Origin of the sequence: Bradyrhizobium genosp. L, from assembly GCF_015624485.1 — a bacterium.
Lineage (GTDB): Bacteria > Pseudomonadota > Alphaproteobacteria > Rhizobiales > Xanthobacteraceae > Bradyrhizobium.
Genome location: NZ_CP061378.1, coordinates 4,421,834 through 4,433,544, shown reverse-complemented (window position 1 = coordinate 4,433,544; position 11,711 = coordinate 4,421,834). Strand labels below are relative to the sequence as shown.

Annotated in this window: 11 protein-coding genes; 3 read left to right on the top strand and 8 right to left on the bottom strand. The window is 65.6% G+C overall.

The features are described from left to right. Positions 1-86: 86 nt before the first annotated feature. Together IC762_RS20980 and IC762_RS35315 are read left to right on the top strand one after the other, a co-directional pair. Entirely contained in the window at positions 87-1,484 is a 1,398-nt protein-coding gene (locus IC762_RS20980; RefSeq protein WP_195784145.1) for an ammonium transporter, read from the top strand. Positions 1,485-1,565: 81 nt separating this feature from the next. Beyond that, complete coding sequence (locus IC762_RS35315; RefSeq protein ID WP_246801765.1) at positions 1,566-1,811, top strand: hypothetical protein; 246 nt, start codon at positions 1,566-1,568, stop codon at positions 1,809-1,811. On the opposite strand, the gene IC762_RS20970 is transcribed toward IC762_RS35315, so the two are convergent. The 7 genes from IC762_RS20970 to topA all read right to left on the bottom strand — a co-directional run bounded on the left by IC762_RS20970 (position 1,808) and on the right by topA (position 10,570). After that, positions 1,808-2,338: a hypothetical protein gene (locus tag IC762_RS20970; protein ID WP_195784144.1), complete on the bottom strand. Its 531-nt coding sequence runs from the start codon at positions 2,336-2,338 to the stop codon at positions 1,808-1,810. The two genes, IC762_RS35315 and IC762_RS20970, sit on opposite strands and share 4 nt — an antisense overlap. Positions 2,339-2,446: 108 nt before the next feature. Further along, positions 2,447-2,614 (bottom strand): 50S ribosomal protein L33, encoded by a 168-nt coding sequence (gene rpmG, locus IC762_RS20965; protein ID WP_018271988.1) that lies wholly within the window; start codon positions 2,612-2,614, stop codon positions 2,447-2,449. Positions 2,615-2,741: 127 nt separating this feature from the next. After that, on the bottom strand, positions 2,742-4,067 hold the full coding sequence (locus IC762_RS20960; protein ID WP_195784143.1) for an LLM class flavin-dependent oxidoreductase: 1,326 nt from the start codon (positions 4,065-4,067) through the stop codon (positions 2,742-2,744). 219 nt (positions 4,068-4,286) lie between these two features. Next, positions 4,287-5,027, bottom strand: coding sequence for an NUDIX hydrolase (locus IC762_RS20955; RefSeq protein ID WP_195784142.1), 741 nt, complete (start codon positions 5,025-5,027; stop codon positions 4,287-4,289). Between the two features lie 36 nt (positions 5,028-5,063). Beyond that, positions 5,064-5,504: a DUF983 domain-containing protein gene (locus IC762_RS20950; RefSeq protein ID WP_195784141.1), complete on the bottom strand. Its 441-nt coding sequence runs from the start codon at positions 5,502-5,504 to the stop codon at positions 5,064-5,066. Then, positions 5,492-7,813 (bottom strand): ribonuclease R, encoded by a 2,322-nt coding sequence (gene rnr, locus IC762_RS20945; RefSeq protein WP_195784140.1) that lies wholly within the window; start codon positions 7,811-7,813, stop codon positions 5,492-5,494. Before rnr ends, IC762_RS20950 begins: the two co-directional genes overlap by 13 nt. Next, positions 7,814-10,570 carry a type I DNA topoisomerase gene (gene topA / locus IC762_RS20940; RefSeq protein ID WP_195784139.1) on the bottom strand — a complete coding sequence of 919 codons (2,757 nt, stop codon included), beginning with the start codon at positions 10,568-10,570 and terminating at the stop codon, positions 7,814-7,816. Between the two features lie 289 nt (positions 10,571-10,859). Here topA and IC762_RS20935 point away from each other — a divergent pair, with 289 nt between their 5' ends. Further along, complete coding sequence (locus tag IC762_RS20935; protein WP_195790435.1) at positions 10,860-11,036, top strand: hypothetical protein; 177 nt, start codon at positions 10,860-10,862, stop codon at positions 11,034-11,036. A 109-nt stretch (positions 11,037-11,145) separates the two neighbouring features. Here IC762_RS20935 and IC762_RS20930 read toward each other — a convergent pair whose 3' ends face one another. Next, positions 11,146-11,616 (bottom strand): winged helix-turn-helix transcriptional regulator, encoded by a 471-nt coding sequence (locus tag IC762_RS20930; protein WP_195784138.1) that lies wholly within the window; start codon positions 11,614-11,616, stop codon positions 11,146-11,148. Positions 11,617-11,711 lie beyond the last annotated feature (95 nt).

Genomic DNA, 11,711 nt, shown 5'->3' with positions numbered 1-11,711 from the left:
CGTTGGCGCTTCGCCGGCGGCGCGCGTTGGCGCGCGGATGGATCCAGCACGATTCCAACACGGAGATTTCTTGCGACGGGAGGACGATGATGCAGTCAATGACATACACGCGCCAAAGGCTCGTGCGACTGGCAATTGCTCTGTTGGGAATAGCGGTTCTCTACCTGGTGTTCAGCGACCTTGCGCTGGCCGAGGACGCGGCGGCGCCGCCGGCCTGCGGCGGCAAGATCCTCGAGAAGTGCACCCCCAATTCCGGCGACACCGCGTGGATGCTCACATCCGTCGCGCTGGTCTTGATGATGACGGTTCCGGGCCTCGGCCTGTTCTACGGCGGCATGGTGCGCAAGAAGAATGTCGGCGACACCGTGATGACGAGCTTTGCCGTGACCTGCCTGGTCACGATCCTGTTCGCCGTGGTGACCTACAGCCTGGCATTCCGTGCCGGCACGCCGTTCATCGGCGGCCTCGACCGCATGTTCCTCAAGGACATCCTGAGCGACATCGGCAAGGGCGGGATCGGCAATCCCAATCCGCTTGCCGCGACGATCCCCGAGTCCGTCTACATCTGCTTCCAGATGACGTTCGCCATCATCACGCCGGCGCTGATTGCCGGTGCGTTCGCCGAGCGCATGAAGTTCTCGGCGATGCTGTGGTTCATCGGCCTGTGGGCGATCCTCGTCTATGCGCCGATCGCGCACTGGGTGTGGGGGCCTGACGGCATCTTCTCGGCCGGCAACGACGCCGCGTATGTCAAGGTTCTCGATTTCGCGGGCGGCACCGTCGTGCATATCAATGCCGGCGTCGCCGGTCTGATGTGCGCCATCATGCTCGGCAAGCGCGTCGAGACCGGGCCGGCGCACAACATGGTGCTGACCTTCATCGGCGCCTCGCTGCTCTGGGTCGGCTGGTTCGGCTTCAACGCCGGCTCCGCGGTCACGGCGGGGATGCAGGCGGGCATGGCCATGCTGGTGACGCAGATCGCCACGGCCGTCGCCGGCTTTACCTGGATGCTGGTGGAATGGGCACTCAAGGGCAAGCCGACGGTGGTCGGCATCTGCTCGGGCGCCGTTGCCGGCCTCGTGGCGATCACGCCGGCTTCCGGATTCGTGGGGCCGGTCGGCGCCTTCGCCATCGGCATCGCCGCTGGCATTGCCTGCTACTGGGGATGCACCGGCCTGAAGCGCATGTTCAGCTACGATGACGCGCTGGACTGCTTCGGCGTCCATGCCCTCGGCGGCATCGTCGGCGCGCTGCTCACCGGCGTGTTCGCGGTCGAGCAGTACGGCGGAACGGCGGGCGCGCTGGAGGGAAATCCCGGCCAGTTCATCAACCAGTGCATCGGTGTCGCCACCGTCTTCATTTACGATGCAGTGGTGAGCCTGATCATCCTGTTCGTGATCAATCTCTTCGTCGGTCTTCGCGTGACACAGGAGATCGAGCGCGAGGGGCTCGACCTCGCGCTGCACGGCGAGGTCGTGCAATAGGGCGGTAGGACTGGGGCGGCATTGCGCAGGGCCGGCGGTCGCCGCCAGCCCTGCGGAGCAAAGGCTGTTCGAGGTGATCCCATGAACTGGTTCTATTGGAACACAGCGTGGTCGCTGTTCTTTAGTTTCGTTTGCTTCATGACCATCACGCGTCATCCCGAGGCGCAGATTGCCGATGCCGGTCTGCGCGATGAAGCGTTCGGCGGCGGCAAAGGCGCAGGTCGGGAGGTCGCCGACACCCGGCGGGCGGATGTGATGCCTGCATCGTCCGAGCGCTCGCATCGCGCCGGCGGGACATGGCGGGCTCGGCCGGTGGGCGGTAGCTAGCTTCGGTAGTAGCGCCACATTCTGAGAAAAGTCCGATGGATCTCGTCGGGCGCGTGGTCGAACGGGTCCAATCTGATCCGCACCACGCCGCGATGGTCCATGCGCCAGGGCAGGCGCATCAGCGCGCGATAGGCCGGTCGCTTGCGCCAGTCGGCGACCAGCGCGCTGGCGAGTGGCGCATTGAGCGCGATCTGGAGCTCGTGCACGGTCATGGCGCGCTCGGCGATCTCGGCGAGATCGATGCGCTCGACCGCGCGCCAGCGGATCAGCCCGAAGGCCTGAATGAAGACGCCGTATTGATTGGCACCGATGGTCGGGCGTCCGGCTTCCAGCAACGGAATGTTGTAATAGGTGAAGCCGGCCGCTGCCGCCGCGAGCGCCAGCCAGTAGAGCGCGCCGGTGATCCACGCGGCCGTGACGAAAATCGCGGCGAGGGCGGCCGTGATGTAGACCGGAAAGTAGACGTCCTCGCGCTTGTAGGCGACCGAGTAACCGCCGGCGTTTCCTTCCTGCAGCGGAGCGATCATGAGAGCCCTGCGCCCGGCGGCTGTCCGGGAAGCATGAGGGATGACGCCTGACCACAAAGCAAAAACGGGGCCGCGAGGGCCCCGTTCGAACACTGGAAGCAGCCGATCTTACTTGATCTTGGCTTCCTTGAACTCGACGTGCTTGCGCGCGACCGGGTCGTACTTCTTCTTGACCAGCTTGTCGGTCATGGTGCGCGAATTCTTCTTGGCAACGTAGTAGAAACCGGTGTCGGCCGTCGACACGAGCTTGACCTTGATGGTGACCGCTTTGGCCATGTGCAAAACCTCGAAAATCGGGGGAGTTCGGGAGCCGGCCAAATCGGCCCGCGTTTGGCCGGGAAACTAGCCACAAACGGCCGGAAGTCAAGGATTTCCGGGGCGAAACTCGCGCGATTCCTGCCGATTAGGCCTCGAAGAACCGGTTTTTCGGCCGCGGCAGGCCCAAATTCTCGCGCAGCGTCCGTCCCTCATATTCGGTCCGGAAGATCCCGCGCTTCTGCAGTTCCGGCACCACCTTGTCGACGAAGTCGAACAGCCCCTGCGGCAGATAGGGGAACATGATGTTGAAGCCGTCGCTGCCGCGCCCGGTCAGCCATTCCTCCATCTGGTCGGCGATGGTCTGGGGCGTGCCGACGAAAGCCAGCCCGCCGTAGCCGCCGACGCGCTGGGCGAGCTGGCGCACCGTGAGCTTGTCGCGCGCGGCGACGTCGACGAGGCGCTGCCGGCCGCTCTTGCTGGCATTGGTCTCGGGGATCGGCGGCAACGGTCCGTCGGGATCGAAGCCCGACGCATCGGTGCCCAGGATCACCGACAGCGAGGCGATCGCGCTGTCGTAGTGCACGCGGCTGTCGAGCAGCGCACGCTTCTCCTTTGCTTCCTCGACGCTGTCGCCGACCACCACGAAGGCGCCGGGCAGGATCTTCAGGTGCTCGGGATCGCGCCCGACTGTCTCCATGCGGCCCTTGATGTCGGCATAGAGCTTCTGCCCATCCGCGAGGCTGCCGCCGCCGGTGAATACGGCCTCCGCGGTCTCGGCCGCAAGCTGCCTGCCGTCGTCGGACGCGCCGGCCTGTACGATCAGCGGCCAGCCCTGCACCGGCCGGGCGATGTTCAGCGGACCGCGCACCGAGAGATATTGGCCCTTGTGGTCGAGCACATGCATTTTCTCGGGATCGACGAACAGCCCGGACTCGACGTCGCGCACGAAGGCATCGTCGGCGAAGGAATCCCAGAGGCCGGTGACGACGTCGTAGAATTCGCGGGCGCGCTTGTAGCGCTCGGCGTGCTCCATGTGGTCGTCAAGGCCGAAATTCAGCGCCGCGTCCGGGTTGGACGTGGTGACGATATTCCAGCCGGCGCGGCCGCCGGAGATGTGGTCGAGCGAGGCGAAGCGGCGGGCGACGTGATAGGGCTCGTCGAACGTGGTCGAGCCGGTCGCGATCAGGCCGATCCGCTCGGTGACCGCCGCCAGCGCCGAGAGCAGCGTGAACGGCTCGAACGAGGTCACGGTGTGGCTGCGCTTCAGCGCATTGATCGGCATGTTGAGCACGGCCAGATGGTCGGCCATGAAGAAGGCGTCGAACTTGCCGGCCTCGAGCTTCCTGATCAGCGTCTTGATGTGGTCGAAATTGAAGTTGGCGTCGGGCCAGGCCCCGGGATAGCGCCAGGCGCCGGTATGGATGCTGATCGGCCGCATGAACGCGCCGAGCTTGAGTTGACGCTTCGCCATTGCCCCGTTCCGTCGTTGAGGTCGTTAGCCGGAGAGATAGGGAGGCGGCGCCGCGCGCGCCATCGGGAAGATTATTTTGTTTTTGCGGGTCTTCTCAACGCCGTCATTCCGGGGCGCGCCTCTTGGCGCGAGCCCGGAATCCATCGGGCCGCATTGTCTGTGGAGGAATGGATTCCGGGCTCGCGACTGCGTCGCGCCCCGGAATGACGAGGGGACAGATCACGCCCCCAGCACATCCTTCTGCATCTTGCCGCCGTAGAAATGGAAGAACGGCACGGCCGCATCATGCCGGAGTGGGCCGGTGGCGAGGCGGCGGTCGAGCTCGGCAAGCACGTTCTTGGTCATGGCATGCGCATCGGCGAGCGGCTCGGAGCCGATCTCGACCCACACCAACTCGACCAGCTCGGCGTCGGCATGCACCACACCTTCGATGCGATGCGCGATGCTCGAGGCATCGGCGGTGAAGAAGCGGGTGTCGAAACGGCGGACGCGGCCGGGCGGGGTGATCGCGCGCGCGATCAGGAACAGGCCGGACGGATCGGGCAGCAGTCCTGCGTCGCTGAACGGCTTCCAGGGACCTTCGAGTTTTGCCGTCTTCTCGACCTTGCGGCCAAGGCACAGGCCGGTCTCCTCGCAGGCCTCGCGGATCGCGGCATTGGCGAGCGCACGCGCGCGGCCGGGCGTGATTTTCGGGCTGCCCTTCAGCAGATTGGCCTCGAGCTCGGCGGTGATCGGAGCCGCCACGGGCACGCGGTTGTCGGCCTTGTCGACGCGGCCGCCGGGGAAGACGTATTTGCCCGGCATGAACACCACCTTGTCGTGGCGTTTGCCGACCAGCACTTTCGGCTTCGCACCGGAGCGGTCGATCAGGATCAGCGTCGCCGCATCCTTCGGCCGGAAGTACGGATGATGATCGGGTTCTTTTTCCCCCTGGTGGACGGGAGCGGCGGTCTCAGTCATTTCATCCCTTTCGGCGTTTCTTGTCGTGCGGTTTAGCTAGAGGGACGGGTCGTCGCTAGGGGCATTTTCGTCAAAGCCGCCCATACGCAATGCCCATTGCAGCCCGATCACGGCGCCTTTCACCGGCTGCAGCAGGGCAAGCGAAGCCACCAGCGTAAGCGGCAAATAGATCGCGAGTTGCAGCCACACCGGCGGCGAATAATCGGTCTCGACGATCAGCGCGGTCGGTACCACGATATGACCGACGATGACGATGACGAGATAGGCGGGCAGATCGTCGGCGCGATGCGGCGAGAAATCGAGATCGCACACCGGGCAGCGGCCGTCGCATTTGAGGAAGGCGCGGAACAGCCTGCCCTGGCCGCAGCGCGGACAGCGGCCGAAGAAGCCGCGCTTCATCGCGGTCCACACGTCGCGCTTCTCGGGCGCGGAGGCGTCGCGGGTCCACACGACGGTCGGCGGTGTCATCCCTTCCATGACTTGCCTCGCTTCGATTTGCCCGACTTCTTGGGCTTGGCCGGCTTGCGCGGCTTGCTGCGCCCCGGCTTATGCGCGCTGGCGCGACGCTCGGCGCGCACGCCCTCGCGTTTTCTGCCGCGCGGAACTGCCTGGCCGGCGGATAATAGCTCAAAGCGCAACGCGCCGGCTATCGGGGCAGCCTCGACCAGGCGGACGTCGACGACGTCGCCGAGCCGGTACATCGTTCCGCTGCGTGAGCCGATCAGCGCGTGGCGCGTCTCGTCATAGTTGAAATATTCGCTGCCGATGGTGCGGATCGGGATCAAGCCGTCGGCGCCGGTGTCGTCGAGCTTCACGAACAATCCGGCGCGCGTCACGCCGGAAATGCGGCCCTGGAACGAGGCGCCGACCTTGTCGGCGAGGAAATGGGCGATCAGCCGGTCGGCGGTCTCGCGCTCCGCCTTCATGGCGCGCCGTTCCGTGACGGAGATCTGCGCTGCGATCTCGGCCAGTGTCTCCACCGTCTCGTCCGGCGGCAGCGCGCCGTCGCCTAGGGCCAGCGCGCGGATCAGCGCGCGATGCACGATCAAATCGGCATAGCGGCGAATCGGTGACGTGAAATGCGCATAGCGGCGCAGGTTCAGGCCGAAATGGCCGTAATTCTCGGCCGAATATTCAGCCTGTGCCTGCGAGCGCAGCACCACCTCGTTGACCAGCGGCTCGTAGTCCTCGCCCGAGACCTGCGCCAGCACGCGGTTGAACTGGGTCGGCCGGAGCGCGCCCTGCTTGGTGAAGGGCAAATCGAGCGTCTTCAGAAATTCCTGGAGATTGTGGACCTTCTCCTGGCTCGGCTCGTCATGGACGCGATAGATCAGCGGGAGGTTCTTCTTCTCCAGCATCTCGGCCGCCGCGACGTTGGCGAGGATCATGAACTCCTCGATCAGCCGGTGCGCATCGAGCCGTTGCGGCACGATCACGCGGTCGACGGTGCCGTCCGCCTTGAGCAGGATCTTGCGTTCGGGCAGATCGAGATCGAGCGGATCGCGCTCGTTGCGCGCAAGCCTGACGAGTTCGTAGGCGGTCCACAGCGGCTTGAGGATCGGATCGAGCAGGGGGCCGGTGGTGTCGTCGGGCCTCCCGTCGATCGCAGCCTGCGCCTGCGCGTAGTTCAACTTGGCCGCCGAGCGCATCAGCACGCGATGGAAGGTGTGCGAGCGCTTGCGGCCGTCGGCGCCGATCACCATCCGCACCGCAAGCGCGCCGCGCGGCTCGCCAGGCACCAGCGAACAGAGATTGTTGGAGATGCGCTCCGGCAGCATCGGCACGACGCGGTCGGGGAAGTAGACCGAGTTGCCGCGCTGGAGCGCGTCGCGGTCGAGCGCCGAGCCCGGCCGCACATAGAAGGCGACGTCGGCAATCGCGACATGGACGATATAGCCGCCCTTGTTGTTCGGGTCGGGGTCGACCTCGGCATGCACGGCGTCGTCATGATCCTTGGCGTCGGGCGGATCGATGGTGACGAGCGGCACGTCGCGCCAGTCCTCGCGGCCCTGCAAGGTCGCGGGCTTTGCCTCTTCGGACTCGTGCACCGCGGCAGGCGAGAACACCTGCGGAATGTCATGGGCGTTGATCGCGATCAAGCTGATCGCCTTCTCGCTCGCGATCGAGCCGAGCCGTTCCTTGACGCGGCCGGAGTTGAGGCCGAAGCCGCGGGTGCGGACCAGATCGACGCTGATGAGGTCGCCATCCTCGGCGCCGCCGTCGTCGGCCTTGGCGATATTGAGCTCGCGACCGGCCTGCTTCTTGTCGACCGGGATCAGCCGTCCGCTGCCATCGGGATTGCGGCGGAAGATGCCGAGAATGCGGCTTCGCGCATGGTCGATCACCTTGATGACGCGGCCGCTATAGGGCGTGCCGTCGCGCTCGTTGGTGACTTCGACCCGCAGCAGCGCGCGGTCGCCGACGCCGGCCGCGGTGCCGGGCTTCGGCCGCCGTGGAATCTCGATACGGATTTTCGGGGCGGAGCCGTTCTCTTCGGAGTCCCACTCGGCGGGGGTGGCGATCAATTCGCCGTCGCTGTCGCGCCCGGTGATGTCGGCGAGCACGGTCGGCGGCAGCGCCGCCGGCTCGTGCATCTTGCGGCCGCGCTTGGCGACCGTTCCGTCCTCGGCGAGCTCGCGGAGCATCCGCTTCAGCTCGACGCGGTCGGCGTTCTTCAGGCCGAACGCCCGGGCGATTTCGCGGGTCCCGACCTTGCCGGGATTGGCGCGAATGAAGGCGACGATGGCGTCCTTTGCCGGAAAGCCATGGTCGTGTTTTGGTTTCACTTATCCTCTTGCCTTGCCGGCACTCTTTTTTGCCGGCGCTTTGGTTGTCGCCGCGGGCTTCGCGGCTGAAGTGTTCGAGTTCGATGCGACCGGCGCGCGCGCCTTGGTGGTCGCCTCGGATTTTGGTTTCGCCGCGGCCTTCTTGGCCGCCGTCTTCTTGGCGGGCTTGGCCTCACCATCGGCCTTCGCAGCCTTTGTTTCCTTGGCCGGCTTCGCCGCCTTGGCCTTCTTGCCCTTGGTCTTGCCGCCGCCCTTGGCGGCGCGCTCGTCGATCAGGGCGATCGCCTCGGCCAGCGTGACCTCGTCGGGCGTCTTGTCGCTCGGGATCGTGGCGTTGACGCCGCCAGCGGTGACATAGGCGCCGTAGCGGCCGTTCTTCAGCGCGACCGCGCCGAGCGAGGGATGATCGCCGAGCGGCTTGCCCGGATCGGCGCCGAAACGGCGTCCGCTCGGCCCCTTCGCGACCTTCTCCGCGATCAGCGTCACAGCGCGATTGAGCCCGATGGTGAAGACCTCGTCGCCGGCCTCGAGGCTGGCATAGGTCTTCTCGTGCTTCACGTAAGGCCCGAACCGGCCATTGTCGGCGATGATTGGCTGTCCGGTTTCCGGATGTTTGCCGACCTCGCGCGGCAGCGACAGCAGCTTCAGCGCGATTTCGAGGTCGACGTCGCCAGGCGAGATGCCCTTGGGGATACCCGTGCGCTTCGGCTTCTCGCCTTCCTCGTAGTCCTTCTGCTCGCCACGCTGGATATACGGGCCGAACCGGCCGATCTTCACGGCGACATCCAACCCGGTGTCGGGATCGGTGCCGAGGATGCGGTCGGCGCTCTCGGCGCTGTCGGCGGCAAGCTGGCGGGTGTAGCGGCATTCCGGATAGTTCGAGCAACCGACGAAGGCGCCGAACTTGCCGGCCTTCAAATTGAGCCGGCCGGTGCCGCAGGTCGGACATTGCCTGACATCGCCGCCATCCGCGCGCGGCGGATAGATGTGCGGGCCGAGCATCTCGTCGAGCGCGTCGAGCACTTCGGCAACGCGGAGGTCCTTGATGTCGTTGACCGCGCCGATGAAGCCGCGCCAGAAATCCTGCAGCACCTGCTGCCAGGCCACCTCGTTGTTGGAGATGCGGTCGAGCTGCTCCTCGAGATCGGCGGTGAAGTCGTATTCGACGTAGCGCGCGAAGAAATTTTCCAGGAACGCGACCACGACGCGGCCCTTGTCCTCGCCGTGCAGCCGCTTCTTCTCCAGCTTGACGTAGCCGCGGTCCTTCAGCACTTGCAGGATCGAAGCGTAAGTCGAGGGCCGGCCGATGCCGAGCTCTTCCATCCGCTTCACCAGCGAGGCTTCCGAGAAGCGCGGCGGCGGCTCGGTGAAGTGCTGGGTGACGGCGAGGCTCTGGCGCTTCACGGCTTCGCCTTCGCTCATCGCGGGCAGGCGGCGTGAATCCTCGTCCTCCTCGTCGTCACGGCTCTCTTGATAGAGTGCGAGGAAACCGTCGAACTTGATGACCTGACCGGTGGCGCGCAGCTCCAGCACGCGGGAGCCGGCCTTGGCCTCGATGTCGACGGTGGTGCGCTCGAGTTCGGCGGATTCCATCTGGCTCGCGATGGTGCGCTTCCAGATCAATTCATAGAGTCTCGCCTGGTCGGCATCGAGCCTGCGGCCGATCGAGGCCGGCCGGCGCGACAGATCGGTCGGGCGGATCGCTTCGTGCGCTTCCTGGGCGTTCTTGGCCTTGGCCTGGTACTGGCGCGGGGCGTCGGGCACATAGGCGTTGCCGTAATCCTCGCCGATCACCTTGCGCGCCTGGGTGATGGCGGACGGATCGATCTGCACGCCGTCGGTTCGCATATAGGTGATGAGGCCGGTGGTCTCGCCGCCGATGTCGATGCCTTCATAGAGCCGCTGCGCGATGCGCATGGTGTGCGCCGGCGCGAAGCCGAGCTTGCGGCTGGCTTCCTGCTGCAGGGTCGAGGTGGTGAAGGGCGCCTGCGGATTGCGCCGCGCCGGCTTGGCTTCGACGGTCGCGACCTTGAACAGCGCGGCCTCGATCGCCTTTTTGAGATCCTCGGCTTCCGCACCGGAGCCGATGTCGAGCCGCTGGATCTTCTTGCCGTCGGCGCCGACCAGACGCGCCTCGAACGCCTCGCCGCGCGGCGTCAAGAGCGTCGCGACCAGCGACCAGTATTCGCGGGGGACGAACTTCTCGATCTCGAGCTCGCGGTCGCAGACCAGCCGCAACGCGACCGACTGCACGCGGCCGGCCGAGCGCGCCCCGGGCAGCTTGCGCCACAGCACCGGGGAGAGGGTGAAGCCGACCAGATAGTCCAGCGCACGGCGCGCCATATAGGCATCGACCAGCGCGCCGTCGATCTGGCGCGGCGCCTTCATGGCGTCGGTGACCGCCTGCTTGGTGATGGCGTTGAACACGACGCGCTCGACCTTCTGATCCTTCAGCGCGCGCTTCTCCTTCATCACTTCCAGCACGTGCCAGGAGATCGCTTCGCCCTCGCGATCAGGGTCGGTTGCGAGAATCAGGCGGTCGGCACCTTTGAGCGCCTTCGCGATGTCGTTGAGACGGCCGGCGGCCTTGGCGTCAACTTCCCAGATCATCTGGAAATTGGCGTCCGGATCGACCGATCCGTTCTTGGCCGGGAGGTCGCGGACATGGCCGAACGACGCCAGGACCTCGTAGGAGGACCCCAGATATTTGTTGATCGTCTTGGCCTTGGCAGGCGACTCCACAATGACGATATTCATGTCATTCCAATAGCTTACGGGAAAACTTGAAGCTGGATTCCACGAGACTCGGGATCCGCTCTTTCGGGGCGAACATGGGTGTTGGGGCGGCCCCTGTCAAATCGCCTGAACTTGAAAGGCCGGTTCCCGATGACGAGTTCCTATCCCTACAGTTGAAAAATGCGCCCTAGAGTTGTGGCCGAAAAGGGCGTATCGCTTGATCCTGGGTGGGCATGGATTCGGCCTTTTGAGCAGGACAGGGGGCGGCCGGAAGCGCAAGGCATCCGGCCGGCGGCAATCGGCAGGTGACGTGGCAACTCGGGAGGGCGGTCCGGACGACGTCCTGATCCTGATCGCAGCCGCCGTGACCGAACTCGCCAAACTCGCCCAGCGGCACCAGTTCGAGGTTCTCGACCATCTGCTTGCGATGGCGCGACTGGAAGCCGACGAGCAGATCCGCGCCCGCACCCGGCGGAAGCTGTCTTGAGGAGTTGCACGCACGGCGCTTCCATCCGCGTCGTCCTGGCCCCTCCGTCATTCCGGGCTCGCGCCAAGGGGCGCGCGTAGCGCGAGCCCGGAATGACGAGGGGAGAATGCTACGCCACCACGCGCCGCGGCTTCCGCACCGGTCGCGGCTTCAGCGTGGTGTCGGCGGCATTGAGCACGCGGCCGTCCTGGGAGTACAGCACGAGCTTCCTCACCGGTTTGCCTTTCTCGCGGTCGACCATGACGGTGTCGATCTCGTCGGGATGCTCGTCGAATTCCTCGCTCCATTGCCGCAGCGCGACCATGATCGGGAAAATGCCGCGGCCCTTCGGCGTCAGCAGATATTCCTGGTAGGCGCTGCCGTCGGAGGCGGGCGCGGTCTTCAGGATGCCGCGCTCGACCAGCGTGCGCAGCCGGCTGGCGAGGATGTTTCTGGCGAGCCCGAGGCTCGCCTGGAATTCGCCGAAGCGGCGCCGCCCGAGGCTGGCGTCGCGGATGATCAGGAGCGACCACCAGTCGCCGAACACGTCGAGCGCGCGCGCAACCGGGCAGCCGTCATCCGCAAGGCTGGTTCGTTTCACAGGCGCTCTCCACGAATAAGGCCATCACAGTCTTGTGTAGTTGCAATATTAAACCAGATGCTCTAGCTAGGCAATGAAGTTTAATAATGCAACCA